The 25,765-nt window shown below is 39.2% G+C and carries 22 protein-coding genes and 1 pseudogene; 7 read left to right on the top strand and 16 right to left on the bottom strand.

Going from position 1 to position 25,765, the window contains the following annotated elements; all coding sequences use genetic code 11:
* Positions 1-42: 42 nt before the first annotated feature.
* Both AWT60_RS17225 and AWT60_RS17220 read right to left on the bottom strand, forming a co-directional pair.
* Positions 43-597, bottom strand: coding sequence for a hypothetical protein (locus AWT60_RS17225; RefSeq protein ID WP_041086306.1), 555 nt, complete (start codon positions 595-597; stop codon positions 43-45).
* A 16-nt stretch (positions 598-613) separates the two neighbouring features.
* Positions 614-1,117: a GNAT family N-acetyltransferase gene (locus tag AWT60_RS17220; RefSeq protein WP_218677555.1), complete on the bottom strand. Its 504-nt coding sequence runs from the start codon at positions 1,115-1,117 to the stop codon at positions 614-616.
* A 292-nt stretch (positions 1,118-1,409) separates the two neighbouring features.
* Between AWT60_RS17220 and AWT60_RS17215 the strand changes: the two genes are divergently transcribed.
* The 5 genes from AWT60_RS17215 (at position 1,410) to AWT60_RS17195 (ending at position 5,305) form a co-directional block, all read left to right on the top strand.
* On the top strand, positions 1,410-1,736 hold the full coding sequence (locus AWT60_RS17215; protein ID WP_024423066.1) for an uberolysin/carnocyclin family circular bacteriocin: 327 nt from the start codon (positions 1,410-1,412) through the stop codon (positions 1,734-1,736).
* Between the two features lie 933 nt (positions 1,737-2,669).
* Positions 2,670-3,575 carry a hypothetical protein gene (locus AWT60_RS18605; protein ID WP_256928554.1) on the top strand — a complete coding sequence of 302 codons (906 nt, stop codon included), beginning with the start codon at positions 2,670-2,672 and terminating at the stop codon, positions 3,573-3,575.
* Complete coding sequence (locus tag AWT60_RS17205) at positions 3,538-4,077, top strand: stage II sporulation protein M (protein WP_241768909.1); 540 nt, start codon at positions 3,538-3,540, stop codon at positions 4,075-4,077. The genes AWT60_RS18605 and AWT60_RS17205 overlap by 38 nt, the downstream gene beginning before the upstream one ends.
* A 21-nt stretch (positions 4,078-4,098) precedes the next feature.
* On the top strand, positions 4,099-4,644 hold the full coding sequence (locus AWT60_RS17200) for a hypothetical protein (protein ID WP_041086311.1): 546 nt from the start codon (positions 4,099-4,101) through the stop codon (positions 4,642-4,644).
* A complete protein-coding gene (locus AWT60_RS17195; RefSeq protein ID WP_073979765.1) occupies positions 4,637-5,305 on the top strand; it encodes an ATP-binding cassette domain-containing protein in 669 nt (222 codons plus the stop codon). Before AWT60_RS17200 ends, AWT60_RS17195 begins: the two co-directional genes overlap by 8 nt.
* Positions 5,306-5,342: 37 nt before the next feature.
* Here AWT60_RS17195 and AWT60_RS17190 read toward each other — a convergent pair whose 3' ends face one another.
* Positions 5,343-5,621 (bottom strand): spore coat protein, encoded by a 279-nt coding sequence (locus AWT60_RS17190; protein WP_039180101.1) that lies wholly within the window; start codon positions 5,619-5,621, stop codon positions 5,343-5,345.
* 250 nt (positions 5,622-5,871) lie between these two features.
* Between AWT60_RS17190 and AWT60_RS17185 the strand changes: the two genes are divergently transcribed.
* Positions 5,872-6,084: a hypothetical protein gene (locus AWT60_RS17185; protein WP_024427922.1), complete on the top strand. Its 213-nt coding sequence runs from the start codon at positions 5,872-5,874 to the stop codon at positions 6,082-6,084.
* Positions 6,085-6,124: 40 nt separating this feature from the next.
* Here AWT60_RS17185 and AWT60_RS17180 read toward each other — a convergent pair whose 3' ends face one another.
* The 4 genes from AWT60_RS17180 to AWT60_RS17165 all read right to left on the bottom strand — a co-directional run bounded on the left by AWT60_RS17180 (position 6,125) and on the right by AWT60_RS17165 (position 11,312).
* Positions 6,125-7,465, bottom strand: a complete 1,341-nt coding sequence (locus tag AWT60_RS17180) for a sugar porter family MFS transporter (RefSeq protein WP_034280034.1) — start codon at positions 7,463-7,465, stop codon at positions 6,125-6,127.
* Positions 7,466-7,549: 84 nt separating this feature from the next.
* Positions 7,550-8,971 (bottom strand): L-arabinose isomerase, encoded by a 1,422-nt coding sequence (araA, locus tag AWT60_RS17175; RefSeq protein WP_218677552.1) that lies wholly within the window; start codon positions 8,969-8,971, stop codon positions 7,550-7,552.
* Positions 8,972-8,988: 17 nt separating this feature from the next.
* Positions 8,989-9,693 (bottom strand): L-ribulose-5-phosphate 4-epimerase, encoded by a 705-nt coding sequence (locus tag AWT60_RS17170; RefSeq protein ID WP_218677551.1) that lies wholly within the window; start codon positions 9,691-9,693, stop codon positions 8,989-8,991.
* A complete protein-coding gene (locus AWT60_RS17165) occupies positions 9,687-11,312 on the bottom strand; it encodes a xylulokinase (RefSeq protein WP_218677550.1) in 1,626 nt (541 codons plus the stop codon). Before AWT60_RS17165 ends, AWT60_RS17170 begins: the two co-directional genes overlap by 7 nt.
* A 272-nt stretch (positions 11,313-11,584) precedes the next feature.
* On the opposite strand from AWT60_RS17165, the gene AWT60_RS17160 reads away from it, so the two are divergent.
* Positions 11,585-12,673 carry a GntR family transcriptional regulator gene (locus AWT60_RS17160; protein ID WP_218677549.1) on the top strand — a complete coding sequence of 363 codons (1,089 nt, stop codon included), beginning with the start codon at positions 11,585-11,587 and terminating at the stop codon, positions 12,671-12,673.
* A 139-nt stretch (positions 12,674-12,812) separates the two neighbouring features.
* Here AWT60_RS17160 and AWT60_RS17155 read toward each other — a convergent pair whose 3' ends face one another.
* The 9 genes and pseudogenes from AWT60_RS17155 to AWT60_RS17115 all read right to left on the bottom strand — a co-directional run bounded on the left by AWT60_RS17155 (position 12,813) and on the right by AWT60_RS17115 (position 25,765).
* On the bottom strand, positions 12,813-13,538 hold the full coding sequence (locus tag AWT60_RS17155; RefSeq protein ID WP_218677548.1) for a DsbA family oxidoreductase: 726 nt from the start codon (positions 13,536-13,538) through the stop codon (positions 12,813-12,815).
* Between the two features lie 140 nt (positions 13,539-13,678).
* Positions 13,679-14,236 (bottom strand): 6-phospho-3-hexuloisomerase, encoded by a 558-nt coding sequence (hxlB, locus tag AWT60_RS17150; protein WP_218677547.1) that lies wholly within the window; start codon positions 14,234-14,236, stop codon positions 13,679-13,681.
* The gene (gene hxlA, locus AWT60_RS17145) at positions 14,233-14,865 is read right to left on the bottom strand and encodes a 3-hexulose-6-phosphate synthase (protein WP_024427914.1); all 633 of its coding nucleotides are present in this window, start codon (positions 14,863-14,865) and stop codon (positions 14,233-14,235) included. The genes hxlB and hxlA overlap by 4 nt, the downstream gene beginning before the upstream one ends.
* 248 nt (positions 14,866-15,113) lie before the next feature.
* Positions 15,114-15,470: a transcriptional activator HxlR gene (gene hxlR / locus AWT60_RS17140; protein WP_029708013.1), complete on the bottom strand. Its 357-nt coding sequence runs from the start codon at positions 15,468-15,470 to the stop codon at positions 15,114-15,116.
* 72 nt (positions 15,471-15,542) lie between these two features.
* Complete coding sequence (locus AWT60_RS17135) at positions 15,543-16,412, bottom strand: alpha/beta hydrolase (RefSeq protein WP_218677546.1); 870 nt, start codon at positions 16,410-16,412, stop codon at positions 15,543-15,545.
* Positions 16,413-16,876: 464 nt separating this feature from the next.
* The gene (locus AWT60_RS17130) at positions 16,877-17,356 is read right to left on the bottom strand and encodes a hypothetical protein (protein WP_218677545.1); all 480 of its coding nucleotides are present in this window, start codon (positions 17,354-17,356) and stop codon (positions 16,877-16,879) included.
* Between the two features lie 15 nt (positions 17,357-17,371).
* Positions 17,372-18,306, bottom strand: a pseudogene (locus AWT60_RS17125) (RHS repeat domain-containing protein); the annotation flags it as partial.
* Between the two features lie 67 nt (positions 18,307-18,373).
* On the bottom strand, positions 18,374-18,733 hold the full coding sequence (locus tag AWT60_RS17120; protein WP_076840422.1) for a YxiJ family protein: 360 nt from the start codon (positions 18,731-18,733) through the stop codon (positions 18,374-18,376).
* A gap of 36 nt (positions 18,734-18,769) precedes the next feature.
* A complete protein-coding gene (locus AWT60_RS17115) occupies positions 18,770-25,765 on the bottom strand; it encodes a DNRLRE domain-containing protein (protein WP_218677544.1) in 6,996 nt (2,331 codons plus the stop codon).

Below are 25,765 nucleotides of genomic sequence, written 5' to 3'. Positions count from 1 at the left end.
GTTTGTCTACACGCTGAAAGGACTGATTTCTCAGTCCTTTGATTATTTTTGCATATATAGTTGAAATAATTTCGTTTCTTCATCAATGGAACGCGCTCGATCAAATGCCGCTCTCACTGTCTTTGTATTGTTCATGAGCTCGTACATCATGGTCAGCACAAAGATAAAAGCTGCATTCCCATCAATGTAATCGTCCGGCGCCGAATAAGATGTAGCTCCTGCCTCTAAAAAAGCATCTGCTAGATTTTTCTCTCCTAGTGTGCAGCCTGTAGATATGACATGAACTCCTTCTAAGGAAGCATACCGCTTGATTTCATCCGCTCCAAAAGCAGTATCCCTAGGCTCTTCATCTTCGTATACATCTTCCCCTAATTCAGGCATGATAAATGCTCCTTCTTCACCATGAAACGATAAAAGAAGGTAATCTATTTCTCCTCTATTTCTACCAGATAACACATGAATCAGGTCATTTGGTCTTCCGATCCAATGCATATCGACTTTCGCACCGAAGTTTTCAAGTGCTGCACGCAGTGCAAAAGATTCCAGCTCACTATTGGGTCCTGCTGCTAACGTAATGCGCATGGCCTGTTGATTCACTTCTATCTCCTCCAGTCTATGATAAAAATAAAACCATTTTTTCCTCATCTGCATATGTATCAGCCCATTTTAACGCTTTTTCTTCGACAGCGTACGACTCAAATCCAACGGAGCGATAGAGGCGCTTTGCTGAGTGATTAGTTGTCACCACTGATAAATACACTTGCTCGATGTCCTGCTGTTCTTGCGCAAAGGAAAGAGCTTTCGTCATTAAAGCATTGCCTACTCCCATTCCGCGGGCATCAGCTGTTACATACATCGCAGTCAAATTCGCTTGGTGCTTTAACTTCTGCAAGGTTTCTTGGATGAGCGTGACTGCTCCCACAAGCTGCCCTTGATGAAAAGCGCCAAAAGTCCACATAGATTGAGTCGAAGCAAAACGCGCTTTATATTTGTCCTTTGTATTGATTTGCTCTTCCTCATAGCTCATCGCAAAACCTTCTGGATTTAATCGCAGCGCTTCTAGTCTGAGTGCTGCATATTCTTCAGCATCATCTGGGGTTAATAATCGAGTATTCAGAAAATCGCCTCCAAAGAATGATGGATAATTCCAATTTTATCTTGAATGGAGATTTTGATCAAAGAATATTGGGCTCTCTGAATCGCTTCCCCACCTGTAAAACAAGGTATTTCCGATCATCTTTACGTGTTTTATTCTAGCAAAAACGATTCTTTTTTCACTTATCTTCTCACTTTTTTTATATTAATCTATAACTAATTCATGAAAAAAATGAAAAAAAAGGATTGCGATGAACTAAAAGATACCTTAAGATATAATAGTAATAAAAATACAAAAAAGGGAGGAATTTGATATGACGGAAACAAAAAACGAAATCAAACTACATGTTCTTTTTGGTGCTTTAGCAGTAGGATTCCTTATGCTAGCTCTTTTTTCCTTCTCGCTACAAATGCTGCCCGTTGCTGATCTAGCAAAAGAATTTGGTATTCCGGGCAGTGTTGCAGCTGTTGTTCTGAACGTGGTTGAAGCGGGCGGTGCTGTTACAACAATTGTCTCCATTTTAACTGCTGTTGGATCGGGTGGTCTTTCTCTCATTGCAGCGGCTGGTAAAGAGACAATTCGTCAGTACCTTAAAAACGAAATTAAGAAAAAAGGCCGTAAAGCTGTTATTGCTTGGTAATTCAATTTTATGACCCAATAGAAGGAGACTTTGTTCTCCTTCTATTTAAATTTTTATGCAGGTGAGAAGATGTTATATCCATTATTATCACTACTTCTATCAATTAGAATGAAACAACAATATTCAAATCTAGCTCAGTTTATCATACGCAGGGTTCCATTTTTCAAATCGTTTTCTTCTACACAATACATATTATTTTCTTGCATTCTTGATACTTTATTAGGATGCCTGATTGTATTCGTTATTTCTTCATATCTTTACTCCCCGGTCTATCAAATAGAATGGGAAAGTGCTTTTGTGATATTTTTGTTCCTTTTCTCTATTGTCAAAGGAATTGAATCTTATAGAAGAACGCATATTCTTCCTTTTGAAGAGTTGATACAGCTTGCACCTGTTTCCGCAAGACACCTTTTTCAAACGCTTTTGTTTTCTGAGTTGGTATGGCTTCTATTTACGAGCTTGAGCACTTATTTGATCTATTTTCTCTTTCAATATTTCATTGCTCAAACACATGACTGGATATTCTGGTTGAAGCATCTCAATGTTATATTGACAGGCTTCTTACTTTTTATGGTCAGCAATAAGATATTTGGTGCTTACATCTATAACATTGTCGTAAAAAAAATTGGGATCATTCGTGTTCTTTTTTTCGCAAGCATCTCTTTACTTTCCTTCTTATTTGGAAGAGTTCTAATATCGAACATCATTTTCCCTTTTTATCACACCTTCCGACAACTTTTTCAATCAATTTCTTCGCTTGCAGAAGATGCGTTTTGGATTACACTTTCAAACAACTTGATGTCTTTATATCAGAATAATCTTCAGCAAATCCATCATGCTTTATTTTCACAGGATTCGGTATTTCTACAATTTCTAGCGCTTTTTACTTCACCTGTCACATTTTTCGTGGTGATATTAGCGGCAACACTCGTCATGAAGACCCCTGTTCGCTGGATTCCGACTGGAAAAGAGCATGATCAAAGCTCAAAACATTTTAGAGATTTATTTTATTGGTACTTTCAAGCACTTGATAAAATTCAAGGCTCGCTGTTTCAAAAGAATATGTTGATTCAAAAAGATCTTAAGGTGCTAAAAGAAAAAAGATGGCTGCTGTCTAAAGAGTTTTTTAATTATATGTTCATGTCATATGAAGCCTTCTTCTATGTCGGGGTTATGACCGCTTTGATCTCGATTATTGATCATCATACCTTGCAAGTTCAGCTATTATTCACATTAAATGTGATGATTTTAGCTAATCAAACATATGAAATGAGAATGCTGACCCCTTCTATATTTTCTTTAAGTGCTGAAAAAAAGAATATTTGGCTTTATGGACTTTCTCAAACATCTCTTATGCAGTTTTTCTTATCAAAAATCCAGTTATTTTATTGTTTATTTTCCATACCATCACTCTTTCTATTGTTCATTAATCTAACAATCATTAGTGTATATCAACTTTTTGATGTTCAGATGCTTATTCAATTGGTGGCATTGGGAGTTGGCTTTTTCATTTTTCCATTGATTCAGCTGTATTTGTTTCCATTCATAACAAAATTTAATTTTATTCACGAGCATGAAATAGGGACAACCAATGAAGAAATAGATGTTATTGATAAAGGACAGGCCTTTGCTAGGAATTTTCTCGTGTTGCCTTTCATGTACTATATGATTTTGACCTCTTTTCTACCTATTTTGCAGCATTCTACAAGTCTCGTTAGCGTTCTGTTTGCTTTATATTTTGTGATCGTTTCAGTGATTTGCTGGGTGTTATGCCGCAAGACCATCTATAAAGGGATTGAATATGTTGAAAAAAATAAAATATTTTTTATCGGAGAATAGACTGATTCTACGCCTCGGTTACCTCTACGCTGCTATCTTTATTGCAGCAGTGCTAATTGGAAGCCTTCTTCCTTATGATCAGATTCCTTATCTTAAAAAGGATGAAGAGATGTTTTTTCTATCTATTTTCTTAAACAATTTACAAGTTGGAATGGCGATATTAGGCATCGGAGCTTTTACAGGTGGGATCATGTCTGCAGGCATTCTTTTTTACAACGGCTACATTATTGGCAAACTCGTTCAGTATCTGATTGTCAATCACGAAGCGCAGCAGCTATTCACAGGACTCCTGCCTCATGCTTTTGTAGAAGTTCTTGGATTAATTCTGTTTTCAATCGTCAGCTCTTTTCCTTTTATTTATCTTTATCGATTTATAAAAGGAGAAGCAATTGAATTAAAAAAACTGATCCTAACTGTGCTTCAATTGATTTTTGCAGCAGCCGTTCTTTTATTCATAGCATCTCTTTTAGAGCAATACGTTAGCCATGTACATCTACCATAGAAGAAAGGGGAATGTGGTTCCATGGAGCTACTTCTACGACCTAAGCAATTTTTCAATCAGAATCAATCGATTAAAACCATTATAGGTCTTGTCTTACTATCATTATTTGTGTCGACTGTCTTTTTAACATTTTTTATTATTGATTTGTTAGTAGATGAACCTTTATCCACTGGGAAACAACTTGCCAGCATTGTTTTTATCTTTTTACTGACAATTCCGCTTTATTTCATTTTAAATTTTCTCAGTACTGTTCTAACTTCTATTTATATGTATTTTTTTCATAAAGCTTTTATTTTACGCAAAATGTATCTTGTTATTTTGGTTTATAATGCATTTCTTTTATTAGTGAATAGTGCAGCGATCTATTGTGTGATGGTGTTACAATTAGATCACTATTTTCTCTTGATTCAAATAGTTTCCTTCTTATTCAACTTATATCTTTTACGCATCCTTTATGATGGAATTATTTACTATGCTGAAGGATCAAAAAAAGCTGCCTTAGCAACTGTGATCTTGTATATGCTGGTGACGACTGCGTTTGTTATTGGAGGATTCATCAATGGCTAATCTTCAAGTGTCTCAGCTATCTTTTCACTATGAAACAACAGAAAAGACTTCTCCCCTTCTCGATCATGTGTCATTTGATCTGAAAGAAAGTGATCGAGCTTGTATTATTGGAAAGAACGGCAGCGGTAAATCGACACTTTTAAAGATCATCGCAGGTCTGCTTCCTTCAGCATCCGAAACGATTTTACTTAACGGGCAGCATCACCCTGGAACCGCTCAATATAAAAGTCTGGTAGCGTACATTCCAGATAAACCTTTAGTCTATGATGCGCTCACTGGTTTGGAGCATATGGAGCTTATCCAGTCTTTATGGAATATGAAAAAGTCGGAAAAGGTTTTATACAAAGAGACCTTTCTATCGCTTTGTGATGCATTTGATTTAACTCATGCCCTAAAAATGCCTGTCAAACAGTATTCATTGGGCATGAGATATAAACTTTTTTTTAATAGTATGGTGGCAAGATCACCAGAGCTGATTATTCTTGATGAGCCTTTTACCTCTCTTGATGAAGCCTCTCAAATACAATCGATTTCTTTATTAAAAAAAGAATTCTCACATCGATGTGTTTTATTTACAAGTCATCAGCGCTACCTTTATTCAGAATTAGGAAATCGTTTCTTCCAGCTCGATCAAGGACAATTAAATGAAATGGAACGTTAGACATACAAAAGGCATCCCATAAAAGGATGCCCCTTCATTACCACTTACAGCGCTTCACCGGACGGCAGCAAGGGTTTTTGATATCACTGCCGCAATCGTATTCTTCTACAATATACTCGTTGTGAGTCGATTCAGTGACAGGATAGTAGTTTTCTATTCTTTTAATGTTTTTATTGACGTTTGTGATATGCGTTGGATGAATTTTTCTGATCGTTTGTTCATTCGTTCTTGTGTTGACAATTTGACGTGTAGGGAAAACAACCGTTTCTTCTCGGCGAGGTCCAAAGAAGAAATCATCTAATCGATTTCGGCTCATCTTAACACCCCTTCAAGTTGTCTTTCACTTACACTCTATCGTATGTTAGAGTTATCTTTCGTGATTAGATGCATGTCTATTCTTAAAGAAATCCACTTTCTATCTAGTTTTCTCTTTATTTACAAAAGGACAATTTTAACATATTATACAAATGATATATTGAGAAGATAGGACATCCATGAAAACAAAACATCAGCTCTTTTTATTCAATGCATTTTTTCCACTCATTATCAAATAAGAGGTGAACGATATGATCAACACGACACAGCCATTCGAACGAAACAAGCTAGACATTGCACTTGAACTAACTCAATTGCATCTGAATCAATATCAAACAAATCATCCTGATCAGCTGAGTGAAATCTATGCGAAATATTACGCGCTGCTTGAAGTGCTGGATTTGTCTTCCTATGATCAATTGATTGATTTACTGCCAAATGAGCTCAAACAGACGCTTGAGTAAAAAAACCATCTACCCACATGGGATAGATGGTTTTCTTTATTTATACACGTGCAGCCATATCGGTTTCGATTTGCTCTAAGCTTCTTCCCTTTGTCTCGACTAGCACAAATCGGGTGAATAACAGCCCGATTAAGCAGATGACTCCGAATGAGGAGAAAATGACCCCAAAGCTGAATTGATCAGCCAGAATAGGGAAAACGAGTCCAACTGCTAACGATCCGGTCCAGTTAAAGGCAGAAGAGATACCTGCTCCGATACCTCTGACAGAAAGCGGGAAGATTTCGCCGATGATGATCCAGGTGATCGGTGCCCACGAGAAGGCATAGCACAAAATAAAGCAGCAAAGTGAAATCAATGTTACCCAGTTTAAAATTCCTTCACTGACGCCAAGTGCCCCTAATGCGGCGGGAGCAAAGAAAGAAAGGGCCATGCCCGATCCTCCTACGGTGAGAATCGTTCGGCGGTCGAAGCGGTCAACAAATTGTAAAAAGATCACGGTCGTGACGACAAAAATGACACCGACAATGACGGTAAAGCCTGCGGCGACCTGCGGCGCAAGGCCTACATTCCGAGCGATACTCGTTGCATAATAGACAATGGAGTTTGCGCCTTGAATTTGCTGAAGGGTTGCCATTCCAACCCCAATGAAAAGAGCCATTCTGAATTTCTTTTGAAACAATTCACGAATACCCGAGCGTTCTTCTTTGGCGACTTCTAAAATTTCCTGCATTTCTGATTCGATTTCTTCACGAGAAGAACGCAGTGATCCTAATACTTCCCGTGCTTTATGAGCCATTCCGTGTTTAATCAAATATCTCGGAGATTCAGGAAGCTTCAGCATACCAATATAAAGCACGATCGCAAATAAAGCGGCACTTCCCAGCATCCAGCGCCAGCTGTCCGGGATGGGCTCAAACACAAACGCGACAATATAGCTGAGCAATAGTCCAGTTACAATCATGAGCTGATTGAGCCCAGATAATTTCCCGCGGATTTTAGCAGGAGCGATTTCAGACATGTAAGCCGGAACCAAAGATGAAGCTGTTCCTACTGCTGTCCCTAAAAAGATTCGAGCGATGGTGAGTGAAATCTCTTCTGGTGCGACAGCTGATCCGATCGCCCCGACAAAAAAGATCACGGATGAGACCAAAATGAGTTTTCTGCGGCCAAATTTATCCCCTAAGAGACCGCTTAAGATGGAGCCAATAATGGCCCCTCCCATTAATGAAGAGACAACGATTCCAAGCCATAATGGGCTGAGCTGAAATTCTTCCTGAATATGTCCTTCTGCCCCTGCAATAATACCAATATCATATCCAAATAAGATGCCTGCAAAGGACCCGAAAAAGAAGATAAATTTGCTTGACACTTTTTTCTCCAAGTGGATGACCCCCTCACTTAATTAACCGCTTTCATTTCACCCAGTGCTTCTACTGTTGTAACCAGTAGAAGACCTTTCCCCATTCTATAAAACCACATATTCTGCATCGACAAGCTTTGCAAAATGAACAATTTGATCAACCGTTAAATTGAGAGACACGACTGTATGATGCCCCCCGCCTTCTTTAATCCATGCTTTGACGCCATCCTGAAAATTCGGTTTGATTTTCCACAATACACGCGCAACTGGTAAATGAGGTGCTGCTTCCTTTGGCTCAAAGGCTTCGACTTCTTGTATCAGCCATTTGAAATGAGTTCCAAAATCTGCTATGGAGACAACGACACCATCGCCTGCTTTTCCATCGAACACAAGACGCGCTGGATCTTCCCGGTTTCCGATCCCAAGTGGAGACACGACAATGACAGGTTTTGTATGGGCGAGCGCTGGATCTACTTCCAGCATATGAGATTGCAGCACTGCTTCCTCTCCAGACGTCATTTCATACGTGTAGTCCTCCATAAATCCAGTGGATTGATGATGACTCATCACCTTTAATAAGCGGTCCAGTGCGGCCGTTTTCCAATCACCTTCCCCAGCAAAGCCGTATCCCTTTGCCATCAGCCGCTGTACCGCAAGTCCAGGCAGCTGCTTCATCCCATGTAAGTCTTCAAAGTTTGTTGTAAAGGCATTATAGCCGCCTTCATCTAAGAAACGTTTGATGGCGATCTCATATCGCGCCTGCACCTTGACACTTTTTTCCCACTCTTCAACTGAATACGTTCCATAATTCACATCATATTGCGTTAAATACTCAGCAAATAATGCATCTACCTCTTCGTCTTCTACTGCATTTACATATTCGACGAGATCGCCTATTCCAAAGTAGTCAACGGTCCATCCTAATTGAATCTGCGCTTCGATTTTATCGCCTTCTGTCACAGCCACATGCCGCATGTTGTCACCAAACCGGGCTACTTTGATGTGAAAGCTCTCATGATAGGCAGCCGCAACGTCCATCCAATCAGCAATTTGCTGCTGCACTTCCGGCTTAGACCAATGACCGGTCACAATTTGGTTTTGTTTATTTAAACGTGCATTGATATAGCCATATTCTCTGTCTCCATGTGCGGATTGATGGAGATTCATATAGTCCATGTCGATCGTGTCCCACGGAATCTTTTCATAATATTGTGTAACAAGATGCAAAAGAGGCTTTTGCAAAAGACTAGTGCCGCGTATCCACATTTTTGCTGGAGAAAATGTATGCATCCACGTCATCACACCGACAACTTCATCGCGATAATTGACCTCTTTCATAAGCTTTGTGATTTGATCGGCACTGACAGCCAGTTTCTGCAAGATCACTGGATAAGGAAGCAAACCGCTCTCATTTAAAGCATCCGTCATCTTTTGTGCATCTGCTTTTACTTTTTTCAGTGCTTCATCACCATATAAATGTTGTGACCCAACGATAAACCAAAACTCTTTTTTCAGGCTTGTTAACATAGATATCCCTCGTTTCTTTATGTTGAAGGTTTTTGTCCGTAATACGCATGCTTTCCATGTTTTCTTAAGTAATGTTTATCTAAAATTCGCTGCGGCAATGGCTCAGCAAATTCGTTCAATTGCTTGGCAAAAAGGTTCATTTTGGCAACTTCATCTAAAATCACACTGTTTGTGACCGCACTTTTTGCATCCTTCCCCCATGTAAACGGACCATGCCCTTGAAGCAATACACCCGGCACCGCCATGACATCTAGGTTTCTTTTCTCAAACGTTTCGATGATCAGCCGGCCGGTCTCTACCTCATAACCGCGATTGACTTCTTCTTCTGTAAGAAAACGAGCGCACGGAACGGCGCCGTAAAATGTATCGGCATGTGTTGTGCCCATTGCTGGTAAATCAAGACCTGCCTGCGCCCAAACGGTTGCCCACATAGAATGGCTATGTGAAATGCCCCCTATTTCCTCAAAGTGTTTGTAAAGAACTGCATGTGTAGCTGTATCTGACGAAGGACTGAATTCTCCTTCCACCACTTCACCGTCAAAGTTCACCACGACCATATCTTTTGCTGATAGCTGGTCATACGCTATGCCGCTCGGCTTAATCACAAACAAACCACTGTCACGATCACATGCACTGACATTGCCCCATGTAAATTTCACAAGTCCGTATTTTGGCAAATCTAAATTTGCTTGATACACTTCTTCTTTTAAGCGATCTAGCATACCGTCGTCACTCCTTTCTTTGGCAGCAGATGCGCTACTGCCGCTTCTTCAATCGGAAGCCCCTTTTGATAGCGCTTTAAAAATTCATCAAAGCCTTTGACATCGAGTGGATCGGGCTCCATGAGTTCTTCTGATGTATGGGCAAATACTCGTTGGGTAAGAAATTCAGCCAATGTTTGCTGCTGATGATGGACCATATATGAAGCAAGGACCGCCATCCCAAACGCACCACCTTCTCCCGCTGTTGAAACGACTGATACAGGTGTATTTAGCGCTGCGGCAACCATTTTTTGTCCAACGAGCGGTGTTTTAAATAATCCCCCATGTCCTAGTAAGCGGTCAATCACTACATGTTCCTGTTCCTTTAACCGGTCCATGCCTATTTTCATAGCACCAAAAGCGGAGAACAAATGGGTGCGCATGAAATTAGCGAGGTTAAAGCGGCTTTCAGGAGACCTGACAAAAAGAGGTCTTCCTTCTGGCAGTCTCGTAATATTTTCACCAGAGTAATAGCCATAGCTTAAGAGACCGCCGCCATCTCGATCTGCTTCTAAAGATTGCTGCAATAACGATTCGTATAACCTTTCTGACTCCACTTGCATGCCTAGTGCTTCAAATGCCTCTCTGAATATATTCATCCAAGCGTTTAGGTCACTTGTACAGTTATTCGCATGAACCATGGCAACTGGCAGTCCATCCGGTGTCGTGACAAGATCCACTTCTGGATACATACCTTTTAGATCCTGCTCCAGGACAATCATGGCAAAAACCGATGTCCCAACAGAAATATTCCCGGTCCGTCTTTCTACACTGTTTGTTGCCACCATTCCCGTTCCAGCGTCACCTTCCGGCGGGCAAAATGGAATGCCTGGCTGCAAATGTTTTCCTTGATCCAAAATGGCTGCTCCTGCTGCCGTTAACACGCCAGCTTCTTCGCCTGCTAAATAGACACGCGGCAGAAGGTGGCGAAGCTTCCACGGATAGCCTTTTTCTGCAATCAATGTTTCAAATTGCTGGAGCATTTCTTCATTGTAGTCCTTCGTTTGTTCATCAATCGGAAACATCCCTGACGCATCGCCAATACCAATGGCCTGCTTACCGGTTAACAGCCAGTGAATATATCCAGACAAAGTGGTCATATATTCTAATCGGGATAGATGTTTTTCATCTTCTAATACCGCTTGATACAAATGGGCAATGCTCCATCTTTCTGGAATATGAAATTGAAATACGTCTGTCAGCTTTTGACTCGCCTCGATGGTCGTTCCGTTCCGCCATGTTCGGAACGGAACGAGAACCTCTCCTGTATAATCACATGCTACATAGCCATGCATCATCGCTGATACCCCGATTGAGCCTATCGTTTGAATGGTCACATCATACTTTTGCTCGGCCTGTTCTTTCATCTCTCGATAAGCCACTTGCAGACCTGTAATGATATCAATTAAGTTGTACGTCCATATTCCATCCTGGAGAAAACTTTCCCATTCATATGCACCTTGTGCAATTGGCTGAAATTCCTCATCTATTAAAATCGCTTTAATTCGTGTTGAACCAAATTCAATGCCTAAAGATGTCCGTCCTTCTTTCAAGGCTTTAGCCGTCTCTTTGTGATTCACTCTACGTTCACCCCCATTTTTGATAGCGGTTTCAATTTTCTTTTTCGAGATTCATTGATTCTCTGGTACAATCACAATATAATATTTGTACGTACATATGTCAATAATAAATATAGTTGTACATACACAAAGCGACAAAAATCTTCATTTTTCTGAAGGGGTCATGACAGAAAAGGAAAGCGCCTGTTTTTGATCCGACAACCATGTTAAAATATGTCCATACAATTTCTTCTCAATCCGAGTAGATGATCAACTGAGAAAGAAGTGAAACGATGAAAAAGAAGTACCAGATCATTATTGATGATATAAAAAGCAAAATACTCACAGGGGATTATCGGATCGGGGAGCGTATTCCAACCGAATCAAGCCTGCAAGACATGTATCAAGTAAGCAGACATACAGTTCGAAAAGCCATTTTGGAATTGTCCAGCGAAGGATTTTTGCGCAGCGAAAAAGGTTCAGGCACATTTGTGACCAATCAATATCAAACAAAACCTGCGGGACATGCACATATGAAAACAATTGGGGTCATTACAACATACATATCCGATTACATTTTTCCTTCTATCATTCGAGGCATTGAAAGCCGATTAAACGAAGAGAACTATTCCTTGTTACTGGCAAGTACAAATAACGATGTTGAGCAGGAGAAAAAAGCGCTGGAAATGATGCTGTCGTTTGGTGTGGACGGACTTATTGTCGAGCCGACGAAAAGCAATTTATATAATCCAAACATTTCGTACTACTTATCCTTTAAAGAACAGGATGTACCGCTCATTATGATCAATGCCTATTATGAGCAGCTAGAGGTTCCTTTTCTCTGTTTAGATGATGTGAAGTCCAGCTATTTAGCCACAAAAGAGCTGATCACCTCGGGCCATCAACAAATTGGACTTATTTCAAAAACAGATGATTTACAAGGAAAATATCGGATGAAGGGCTATATTCAAGCGCTAGGTGAAGCTAAACTTAATTTCCTGCCTGAGCATGTGCTCTTTTTCGATACAGAATCGAAGCAGCATTTGGGGGAGCAAATTCACACATTCCTGATGGCGCACCAGCATGAGCTGACGGCCCTTGTTTGCTATAACGATGAGGTGGGTTTAGAAGTAGCCAATGTATGCAGCGAAATCGGGCTGTCCATTCCAGATGATCTCTCGATTATTGGACAGGATAATTCGTATATCGCCCAGAAAAATGCCCATGTGAAGCTGACAACACTGACCCATCCTCAGGAGCAAATGGGCCGTGATGCAGCAGACTGGATGATTAAAAAAGCACAAGGGAAAAAGAATCTCCCTGATCAAACGTTTTACGAGCCTGAATTGGTTCCAGGTGAAACGATCAAACGATTAAAATGAGCCCCTACTCCATGTGGCTCATTTTATTTTAGATTCCAGCATAAGGCGTGAATGGGTCGGATCGCTGAAATGAAAGACATGTCCTCATCCTTAAACAATAAAAAATCCCCATCTTATAAAAAGATAGGGAACATATCTATTATGCCTCTTCTTTAGGGGAAGGCACCGCACATACGCCATCTGCACATGCTGCTTCAAATGAATTGGCAGACGCTTTCTCTGCTTGAGCTGCTTCCTCTGTCCAAGCTGTTTCAAGTGCGCGCAGGAACGTATCGGCTGGCTGCGCACCTGCAACTGAATACTTGTCATTGATCAAGAAAAACGGAACAGCATTGATACCAAGCTGTCTCGCTTCTTGTTCGTCTTTTCGGACATGATCGGCAAATGCTTCGCCGCCCAAAACTTGCTGTACTTCCTTTTCATCAAGACCTGCTTTTTCTGCAATTTGTAAAAGGGTTTGACGATCACCAACATGCTTTCCATCTGTAAAATATGCTTGAAACAGCTCTCCCATAACGAAATCGCCTTTCCCCATTTGACCAGCATATTGCGCCAATCGATGGGCATCAAAGGTGTTTGTCAACACGAGCGGATCGAATTGAAAATCGATTCCTTTCTCTTTACCAGCCTGCTTCACCTGCTCATTCATTGCCATGGCCTGGCTGCGGCTCATGCCATATTTTTTGACGAGCATATCGTGAACGTCATGATCGACATCAACAGGTGCATGTGGATCAAGCTCAAAGCTTTTAAACTCTATCTCTACCTGTTCCTTCTCTGGGAATTGTTCTAGCGCTGTTTCCAGCTGTTTTTTTCCTATATAACAAAAAGGACAGGCGATATCTGACCAAATTTGTACTTTCATGTTCATCTTCCTTCCGTGCTTGCACTTTTTCTTTAACGATGTAACAATTATAGTTACATCAAATAGATGATGTCAAGATTCTGATCTTGTTTTAAATGAAAAAGCCTCTCCTTTTAAGAAAGGAAAGGCTTTGAAAATACCTATTCTAAATTTGCATGGTGACCGTACATTGTATGTGTGTCGAGCTCTTTTATTTCCATTAACCTTAAAATGACCGCATCGTATGTCAGAAGAAGCGACTGCTCAAATAGTGAGCCCATTGGCTGAATGGTATGATGGTTTCCTTCCTGTTGATCCTTCGGTGCACCTGACAATAAGATGACTTCATCCGATAGATCAGCTAAAGGTGACTCAGCAGAAAGCGTGAACGCTGCCACTTTTCCGCCAATTGCTTTTGCCTTTTTTGCAAGGACAAGCAAAGACTCTGTGCGGCCAGAGCCGCTCCCGACAATCAATAGATCCTCTTCTGTAAAGGAAGGCGTATTCGTTTCTCCAATTACATATGCCTTGACGCCAATATGCGTAAGTCTCATCGCAAACGATTTTCCCATCAAGCCAGACCTGCCTGCACCTGTCACAAAGACTTTTTGTGCGGATAAAATACTTGTAACCAGATGCTCTGCTTGTTCGTCTTGAATGTCTGACGAATGCTCAGAAAGTTCATTTAAAATGACTTTCACATAGTCGCTGGTCTTCATGATTGTGCGATCAGCTGCTTCATTTGTGCAGCCACTTCTGCTTTATTGTCCTGACTTGCGATACCGCCGCCGACAATGATTAAATCAGGGTTTAATTTCACGACTTCAGGTAACGTATCAAGCTTAATTCCTCCTGCAATCGCTGTTTTCGCCTGTTTGACAACTTGTTTAATCGTCATAAGGTCAGCAAATGAGTTTTGACCAACCGCTTGCAGATCATAGCCTGTATGCACACAAATATAATCGACCCCAAGCGCATCCAGCTCTTTTGCACGGGCTTCAATATCTTTGATACCAATCATATCAACTAGAATTTGTTTTCCTCTTGCTTTCGCTTCTTTCACCGCTCCTTGAATAGACATATCTTCTGCCGCTGCAAGAATGGTGACGATATCTGCTCCTGCTTCGGAGGCCTGCTGCACTTCATAGCCGGCAGCATCCATAATTTTCAGATCAGCGAGTACACGTAAATTCGGAAAAGCCTGCTTGACTTCTTTTACAGCACGAAGCCCTTCGTTAATTACAACAGGTGTCCCGATTTCGACCACATCAATGGATGCTTCTACTTCTTTGATCAGTTCAATCGCTTCTGGTATATTCACTAAATCTAATGCTAATTGTAATTTCATCAACTTTCACTCCCGTTTTTCATTTCATCTTCAAGAGCTCCGCGGTTGATGCATCTTGAACGATGAAATGAGTATAACAACAGGGTGGACGCAATCCAAGTACGCACTTTTTTTTTACATACTATACTTTTTCGCATATGGTTACAAAAAAGATACTGTCCTTTGGCCAGTATGTCAGTGTGATTGAAAAGAAGACAAAGGGCTAAAATAAAGTAATTTTAGCCCTTTGTCTACAATCGGTGATATGACTATTTATCGTCCTTTAAAAAATTGCTGTCGAGATATTGTTTTCCCCAATCATACATCGCCTCTAAAATCGGCATTAAGCTTTCTCCTAATTCTGTGAGAGAATACTCAACCTTTGGCGGAACGACAGGATAAACCTCCCGGTGCACAATGTGATCTTCCTCTAATTCTCTTAGCTGATTGACGAGCATTCTTTGCGTAATCCCAGGCATTAACGACTTTAACTCACCAAAACGTTTTGTCCCTTCTCTGCCAAGGTGCCATAAAATCAGCATTTTCCACTTACCGCCGATAATATTCAGCGTCAGCTCTTTTTCGCAGTTGAACACTTTATTTTCCATTCGTGATGACAACAACATACACTCCTTTAATATCAAACCACTTTATCATTATACTGCGGCAAAAAGAATTGCCCGAGCATACGGTCTTCGTTATTGATTTTGTTTTTTGACAAAAGCCATCACAGCCTCTGTCATTTTTTGTGCTTCTTTTGGCGCTCTGTCTGATCCAAACCATTTGTTCAGGTCACTATGGCTTAGCGTATGAACCCGAAAAACAAACCGAGAGCCTTTATCATGATTTAGTTTTTCTGCAAATCGGTACACCTCAGGATTTTCCCAGCCCGTCACCAAATAGACAGGCGGTACATTCGCTTGATTCATATAAGTGACAGGTGATGCCTTTGTCCAGTTCTTCTCTTGTTTGCCAAAGACTTTTTTGTACGATGGGATGGCTTGTATAAATTGATTGAGGTTTAACGGCCCATCTAAAATCACGATGGAATTGATCGCTTTTGGCGACAGCCCCACACGTTTTAAGTAGGTCGAATCTGTGGCAACCAGCGCCGTCAAATGACCGCCCGCTGAGTGACCCATGACATTGATTTTTGATGAATCGATTTGATATTCATCCGCATGATCCTTCACCCATTTAATGGCATTTGCCGTATCATCTGCCATCTGCTCGTAGTTAGCATCAGGGTGAAGCCTGTAATTCATCGAAACAAACACATACCCTTGACCTGTAAAATAATCAGCCTTTGAAGCGACTCTATTCTTATCGCCGCCTGTCCAGCCTCCGCCATGGAGATAGATCATGACTGGATGCTTTTTCTTTTTGTCTTCACCTTTGCCCTTTGGCATGTACATATCGAGTGTTTGCTGTTTGTTTTGTGTGTCTGCATAATGGATATTGGTAGTCGGCTTAGGCTGGTTGAAACGGAACACAAAGAATGCGCATACCAATAAACCAGTGATGACCGCCGCAAATAAGAGCCATTTCATGATTCGATTCAATGTCATTGCACCTTTCTATGTTGGGATGGGGAAGTATGTTTAGCAGATATGGTTAGCAGATATGTAGATAAACTAGCACGATTCAATCAATACTTCTTGTATGACTTAAACCGCTTGGCAATAAAATGGAAAATACTGTTATTCAAAGTCTTCGTCAAAGTAATTGATGTTTTTCCAGCCTCTATCCAAGAGCCAAATGTCCAAGTGAAGACTAGAATCATCTGTTAAATCCAAATCTTTATTTGAACAGATGATACATTGGTGAATTTTAGATGTATCTTTACTTGATATGCCTTAGATTCATATGAGGATGTGCAGAGCAATACATTTAATCAAGTCGTAATGTTCATTATACTCTTTAAAGTAGTGAAATACATTTAATTGCTTAAGATGATAAATTAAATCAATTTAAATAAATAATAAACAAAAGCTGTCAAGTATCCTTGACAGCTTGGCATTCATTGAAATGTTCAAATTGACGTTTCTATATAATTTTTAAACGAGGTAAAGTTAGCTTTCTTTTGAAAACCTGTTAGAGTCTGTTTATCTCCGGTAAAAATAATATCTGAAGAATCAAAGAAACCTATTTCAAATTCTGCTTGAGGAATAGTAGGTACATAATTCTCACTCCAATAGTCTTCATTGTCATAAATCTCAGGAACGTCAAATATTTCAAAATGATTTATTTTAGGAGGCAAAGCAGTAAAAACAGCAAATGTAAATGACATGTCAAATTCCTCCAATAAATTTTTGAGTTTATCACCTTTAATCAACAAACATTCAATACTATGCGTCAAAGATGTATGCTCAACATATTCATTATCATTAAAAATTTGGGTATCTGTCATATCACTTAATAACCAGTTATAATTTTCCACATTCAATTCTATCTTTTTGAAAAGATTATTAATTATAAACAGTTCATTTTCTTTTTCCAAAACAATTCTCACTTTTCATCACCTCTATTACTTGACTCTTTCCCAATGGCCCCTTTTAGACTTTCCATTTGTATGTGTCCACCTATGTTTATGGGGAACAACTGGATGCTGTTTCGCATTACCATGATTGGAATAATCAATATCATAAATTGCACGACCTTTACTATCATATTTTCTTTTCTGGTGAATTTTTTTATTTTTAATGTAATATACGCTGCTATTCTTTTTACCATTTTTAGGACCAGGTGGTTTACTAAATGTAACATGTATTTTACTTTTCTTTATTTTCCCTTTATATCTTTTTCCTTTAGATTTTTTTACTAATTTGTAGCTTTTAACTGCTTTATAAACTCTGTTTGCACCTTTAAATATCTTCCCAGGTCCAAAATTAGATGCTGCTGCTAAAGCTGCACCTTTCCAGCCTTTACCCGATTTATAAGCTTTGTATCCATCATATACCGCAAATCCTGCATTGACAACAAACCATACCCAATGGCCGTCTGGGTCCACATTCATGACTGGGTTGTTGTTTCCATAGGTATATCCGTTTTGATCTAGTGCATCTCCATCGCTTCCTGGGTCTGTATCTAGTGAAAGGAATACGCCGTTTCTCGGTTCATAGTAGCGGGCGATTAAATAGTAAAGTCCTGTTTCTTCGTCGAAGCGGTAACCTGCATAGCGATATGGGTTGCCTTTTACTTCTTCATCTTCTTTTACCTTTGTTGGGACGCCCCATGTATCGTATTCGTACTCAGCAACGATTTTTCCTGCACTGTTTGTGATGGCTATGACATCACCGTGTGCATTGTAGTGATAGAAATATTTTTTCCCGTTTTGTGTGAAAGCAAGGAGTTGTCCACTGTCACTTGTCACTGTATGTGTATGCTTTTTTGACTGCGTTCATCGGTTTCGTATAAAATAGTCATGCTGTCCGCGTCATAAAAATAAATTGTGTCTTTACCAAATTAATTAAAACAGCTATCAAATATACTTGACAGCTGTTTTTGTTTATTATTTTAGTTTAAAGATTCATACTCCTTTTATAAGCTTATTAATCAAAATCCTAATTTTTTCATGAAAGTCTAAGCATTCACTTAATTCTTGATATTTTAAAATTTCACTTTTATAATTACTAAAATGTGGATAATGTTCATAGAACGTTTTTTTTAACATTTCTCTTTGATACCTAGGTATTTTTTTATCTTCAATTATATAATTTAAACTTCCAGTTATTAAAGCGAAAAATTCATAAAATTCATCTAAAGAAGTATTTGTTTCTTCTTCAAAATCGTACATATCATTTGGAAACGGACCATGTAATAATACATAATATTTTTTGATTTCATCTAATGTTTTTTGATCAATATTATATCTTTTAAAAAATTTCATCCATATTCAGGCCCTTCTATATTGTAGAAATTAAAATTAACGCCGTTTCTTTTTCTTCCAATTATTATTCCAAAATGTAACTACCTTTCCACTCCTTGTATAATAACCACCCTTTTTTCCATTCTTAATCCTGTATCCTTTTTTTCCAGTAGATAGTATTACTTTTTCGCGTAAATGCTTATTAGATCGATAAAATGCTCTAGCAACTTTTGTATATCTTTTTTTACTGTAAGATTTACCATTTCTCACAATATGTTTATTATGATGATAGTCCAACGACTTTCTTTTGGATTTAAATGTTCCTTTATACCAATGTCTTGAGGTAGCCCATTTTCCGATTTTTTTTGTTAATTTTAACTTTCCACCACCTACAAATCCTGATGCGGCTGCAACTGCTGCACCTTTCCAGCCCTTGCCTGATTTATAAGCTTTGTATCCATCATATACCGCAAATCCTGCATTGACAACAAACCATACCCAATGGCCGTCTGGGTCCACATTCATGACTGGGTTGTTGTTGCCATAAGTATAGCCGTTTTGATCTAGTGCATCTCCATCGCTTCCTGGGTCTGGGTCAAGTGATAGGAATACGCCGTTTCTCGGTTCATAGTAGCGGGCGATTAAATAGTAAAGTCCTGTTTCTTCATCGAAGCGGTAACCAGCATAGCGATATGGGTTTCCTTTTACTTCTTCATCTTCTTTTACTTTAGTTGGAACTCCCCATGTATCGTATTCGTACTCAGCAACGATTTTTCCTGCACTATTTGTGATGGCAATGACATCACCGTGTGCATTGTAGTGATAGAAATATTTTTTCTCGTTTTGTGTGAATGCAAGGAGTTGTCCACTCTCACCGTATGTGTATGTTTTTGTGACTTCGTTGTCTCCATCTGTTTCGTATAAAACATTCAGGCTGTCGCCGTCATAAAAGTAATTGGTGACTTTTCCATTCACTGTTTTTTGAATTCTATATCCACGCTCATCATATTTGTAAGTGACAAATGGCTTGTCTTCGCCTTTTTTCTTGATGGCCGTTATGTTATCTTCTGCATCCCATTCATAAAGGAATTGTCCGTCAGACGTTCGGTTGCCATTTTTGTCATAAGTTAAAGTCTCATCATTTACCTTTGTCAGTTGGTTCATGATGTTGAATGATGCGTTGATTGTTTTTTTAGTGCCATTTTTTTCAGTCGTGACGGTTTTTCTGTTTCCAAACCCATCATATGTGTACTCAATGACCGTGCCATCTGGATGAGTTTCTTTGATCAATTGATCTAATTTTCCATATTCATAACGAATCTTCCCGTTGCTTCCTTGATCAATCGTTATTCTGTTTCCATTTTGATCATATTCGTAAGCTTCGTTTAAGATCGTTGTGCCTTGGTTTGTTCCAATATGCAAATCATTAATTAAATTGCGCTCATCATAAGCAAAGCTAGCACCACTGCCGTTACCTGTAATAAAGGACTGAACATTTCCATTTTCATCATAATCAAACGAATACGTAGAACTCGAATCCTTCATTTGCGTCATTTGATCAAGCTTATTATAACTGAATTGGTTCGTCCCTTTTTGATTTCCGTGTGTCCATTCAAAGGATTTCAGTTTATCTGAATCGATTGGATACGTCCAAGTTTGGCTGCTGCCTCGCTCTGTTAACTTTGTGATGCGGTTTTGTTGGTCGAACGTTCTGTTTTTGGTTGTGTTTTGTTCTTTGTTGACAACCGTTGTTTCGTTTCCGTTTTTATCATAGCTAAAGTGATATTTTTCTGTTCCATTGTATGACTTTGATTTCACTCGGTCTGTTCCATCATACGTGAGAGACACTTCATGTCCATTTGCAGAAATGGTTTTAATTAAGTTGCTATTCGCATCATATTCACTTTTCAACACATTCCCTAATGGATCAATGGTTTTTGTCAATTTACCCATCAGATCGTATTCAAACTGATACGTCTGATCTGACTCTGCACGAATGGTTTTCGACTGTTCATTGCCCTCTTTATCGTAGGTTCTCACAATGGATGTCCCGTTAGATAAAGTGATTTTCTTCAGCTGATCAGCCTGGTCATATTCGAATGTTGTTTTTTCGCCTTTCGCATCGGTTTCAGAAAGTTTTTTGCCTGTTTCATCGAAGGCAGATTGAGATGAGTAACCAAGCTCATCCTCTTCTTTAACAGCATAATTTCCTTTCTCGTCGTAAGTGGTTTTCGTTAACAAGCTACCTTCTACTAGACGGATATCATCAAACCAAACCGTTCCAGTCGCGCTTTTTTGGAATACAATCTGAACGTCGACTTTTTTCAATGGTTTTGTTTTTGGTATGACAACCGCAGCTCGGTTCCATTCTTGTGTACCAGTTGGGAATTTCGCATTAAACGTTCCTGTTGTGCCATCTGTATACGTAACGGACGCTTGAAGTGAGTAATCATTTTCATTTGAAGCTTTGACATTTTCAGCCTTAGACATCCCAGTCAATGTGACATACACAGATTGATCATTCGCACTTTGTTCAATCGGTACAGATTGTTTATAGATGGCATTCGCTTGAGTTGAAGAGGTTCTTATCATTTTTAACGAAACGTCATCGTTAAAGCCTTCTTCATTATCTAATGAACCACCTGTTCCTATCCAACTTGTTGTTTTATCCGTAAAGGAATTATTTTTGACTGGATTATAACTTGATGAAACTTCGCCTTTTTCCAGCTGAATCTCATCAAACCAGGCTTTTCCTTTTCCAGTTTTATCTCGATGATCCACTTCCATATAGATCACAGCTTTGCCTGCATGAGATGGCGTCGTAAACGAAACTTGGCGTTTTGTCCAATCGTTTTTGCCTGATAATGTGCTGTAGCCGTTGCTGATCCATTGAATTCGTTTATTGTTTGTATCTCTTAAATCAATGTTAAAAAATGCTCTTGCTTTCGTTAGTTCTGTCTTTATTTTCCCACTCAGTGTATACGTCGTATTTGGCTCTAGTGTTACTTCTTGTGTAGCCGAAGAATAGCCAAGTTCTGTTCCTTCAGTTGTCGACTGTGAACTGACCTCTAATACTCGCCTCCCCGATAACGCACCACTTTTCCCAGCTGTTTGCGCTAATTTCCCGTCATCCTTAGATGCTGTAAGCTTCCAGTCAGTTAGCGTATCTTCAAAACTGCCATTTTTCAAAATACTCGCGCCTGCAGCAAGTTCTTTACTCGTTTGTATCAAATTCCCGTAAGAATCATAAATACTTGCTGAAGACATATTTCCACTTTGATCTGTCTCAGATACAGCATCTAATCCATCGTAGGCGATATCTGTAATATCCCCTTCTGTATCTTTCACTTTAGTGACATCATTGTTTTTGTTATACTCGTAGGTTTCTGTGCCATAAGCATCTTTTGCTTGAATAACATTGCCGTTCTTATCATACGAATAACTTTCTGAAGCTTTCCCTTTTTCTACATCATTCGGATCAGCTTCTTCAACGATTTGATTTCCTTCATATTTGGTTTTGGTCGTAATCTTCAAACCTTCCGCATCATCTACAACTTGAATTGGATTGGCTGCTTCGTTATACGTATACTGTATTTTCCGACCGTTTGGCTGCGTCAGCATGAGTGTCTTTTTAGACATATCATATGCATACTCAAAGGTTTCTTTTTTGGCATTGATTGCCTTAACTAAACGGTGATTTTCATATTGGTATTCTGTAAAAACAGGCTGATCTTCTGTGCTGTTTTGAGAGAATTGTTTAATCAATCTGCCTTCTTTATCGTATTCATATGAGATACTTGTTCCATCTGAATCTATGACTTTCGTTAGTAAACCTGCATCATACTCATATGAAAGCTTTTTCCCTTTAGGTCCTTGAACCGAAATGATATGACCATCTTCATCATAATCCATTGTTATTTTTCGGCCAGATGCATCTTCCATTGAAGTGAGCTGATTGTTTTCATTATATTTATATGTCGTTGTATTTTTATGTCCATCTACAACCTTGGTGATTTTCCCACCGTTTTTACTAAAGTGCGCAAAGGTTTGATCCTTCGTTTTTAACATGTATTCATCTTTTGATTCCGTTAATTCAAGGAAAATACCTGTTGGTGGTTGATACGTGCCATCTGCTTTTTTTGTAAAAACATGAGTTGTGGCATCCTCATCAAGATAGATAGCACCTTCTTTTGTTGGGGTGATACTCGTTTCTACATCTGCGTACCATCCTTGACCAAACAGGTGGTCAGCTGCATCTAAACTGTTGTACGTTCGACCAATTCCAAGCCCCGGTCCTCTTCCATCAATCGACATTTCTTCTTCACTGACAATGACATTCCCAGTTGCACCATTAAGCTGACCGTCTGGTATATCAATAATCGACCAGTAATCCTCTGTTCCAAGGAATTCGGCCCCTTCATGGAATGTCGGGTTAAAGGCTGGTGTTGGAATGGTTTCTCCATTTGCATCGTAGGCAGAAAGGGTAAAGGAGTAGTTCTTACGTCCTTTATAATTTCCATTCGCATTTTCATATACTGGTGATGGGTCTAGCGCTAATTCCCCACCCTTACTATCTGTATGAAGCACATATTTCCCACTTTTAATTTCATCAGGAGTTGGCCAAATATTCTTGTTTTGTGTTGTCCAATGATCGACATCACCCACATCAAATGATTGATATGCCTTACCATTATAAATGTTAATTTTATACCCTTTTGCATTTTTCACTTTGTCCCAATGTAAATTGATATAACCTGTTTGGCTCTCTTTTGTATTGGTATAAGCATATCCAGATAAAGCTTTCGGTCTAGATAAATCAGGTAAAGTTGGTCCAGCTGGGGGTGAAGCAATGGCTTCTCCATCTTTATTGTAGGCAATCACTCTGAAGGAATAGTGTTTTTGAGCCGCATCTCCTCCAGCATTTTTATAAGTCGGACCAGGATGAATTGGAAGCTCAGCACCTTTTCCATCTTGCAGGTGCAATGCATATTTACCTGCTTTAATCTCAGCCGTTGTCGGCCATACTTTTTTCCCTTTTGTTGACCATGATGTCTGATTCCCGATATCCAATGTCTCATAGCTTTTCCCATTAAACATTTGTATTTTATAACCAGTTGCACCGGAAACTGAAGTCCAAGAAAGATCAAAGTAACCTGTTGCGTTATTATTATTGAAACCTTTTGTACTAGGTGCTTTCGCTCTAGCAACATTCGGCACGACAGGTTTTACCTTTGCTGACATTGCGCCTTCACCTTGGTCAAAAATCGCACTTACAGCTACCCAGTAATTTTTACTTGTCGCATACTTACCGCCTGAGTTTTTGTAAACCGGGGAAGGATCAACCGCTAATTCTGTCCCTCCTTTTCCATCTAAATGAAGTTTATATTTTTTAGCTGCAATCTCGCTCGCTGTCGGCCAAATATTCTTTCCTTTTGTACTCCATGATGCCACATTCCCAACTGAAATGGCTTCATACTCTTTTCCGTTGTACAGCCATACTTTATAGCCTTTTGCACCAGACACCTTTTTCCAACTTAAATTGAAGTAACCTGTTCCATTTCCATTACTAAAACCTTTTACAGTTGGTGCATTTGCTTGTGGAATGGTATACGTTACTTCAATGACTGGTTTATTGGTTGAGTTTGTTGATGAGATTATTTTTTTCCAATGGTCTTGTCCATTTCCATTTGCATGTAATTTAAAGCCATAGTTAGCTGTTCCACTATTCCAAGCTTTGATGGTTGATGTCACATCATAGCTCGCCCATTGTCCTTTATATACATTGGCTTTACCGATGTTTTTAGAACTTGGTTTATTGTTCCATGTTAGCTTTGTATGATCATAGTTGGCATTCACTGTATCCAACCAAAGACCAGTTGCTTTCGTTCCGTAATATGAATGAGCAACATACGTTTTGAACGTCGCTTTTGTTACATTCATATTTTGAATCGGTTTGAATGAATTAAACTTCATGAAAGCGTAGTTTGTACCAGTTGTTTTATCATAATAACCGGTTTTCAGTACATAACTTTTCAGATTAGCATCCCATTTTTGCGTAGAGGATGAATAGTTTGTTGTTGGGTATTTACTCATGATGAATGTGTCTGCTGACACAGATAAAGAAGTCGATGGATCGATAGACACAGGATAAACTCGTTCAGGATCCTTAAGCCATTTCTCATCAGCAGTCACACGAAGTAAATAGCCATCGTCTTCTTTTTCTAGTTTAAAGGTCACATCTTCTGAGCGAGCCACTTCACCTGACTTTTCATCTAAATTAGAATCAGTCATAAATGGTTTAGGGACTTGAAAAATGGTCCGCTTTTTCTGATCATAAAATGTAATAGAACCGTCTTCCTCAATTTCCCCAGTTAGATCTGTTTTTATTTTAAATGTAAAAGAATTGTAGCCATCATAATGATTGAGTACAATATCTTCTTTGATGTTTTCATTAAAGGTAAATGATCGTAAATCTATATTTGGAAATACCTCTTCATATGTAAGCTCATTGGTGTTCTCTTTAAATTGTGCTGAGGTATCCTTGGAATTGATTTCTGATTTGTTTTTACCTGAAGCTTTTAAAATTGAAAATTCAATTTGACGCTTCTTGTGTTCAAATGTAGCATATAGTCCTTGCTTCATTTGCTTTTGAAAAGTTGATTCTAATCTCGCATTTTCTGTCTCTATTTCTTTTTGCGAGATCGTCTTTAATTCAGGAGAGATGTCCTCCCACTCAGCGTCTGAGGCCTCTTTTATATGAATAGGGTCAGGATATACCTCTTGTGTAAATACACCCTCTCCTTCATAAAAAAGCTTGCTGTTTTCTGTTCTTTCTGAAAGAACTTCTCCGTCTTTTCCAATTTCGTCTTCGTCAATCCCTGCCATTTCAATGGCTTTTGAATCATCTAATTCTTCTAAGCGATTATGACTTGATTTTGTATTTTCGTCATGTTCTTCTGCAAAAATATCAGAAGGAACCATTGATAAAAGCATCACAAAGGCTAATAGTGCTGCGATATTCCTTTTCCATTTTACTTTTCTTTTTAGTTTCAT

Source organism: Bacillus sp. F2HM (genome assembly GCF_019266135.1).
GTDB lineage: Bacteria > Bacillota > Bacilli > Bacillales > Bacillaceae > Bacillus > Bacillus safensis.
The sequence above is the reverse complement of the archived record's forward strand: the minus strand, read 5'-3'. Positions and strand labels throughout refer to the sequence as shown.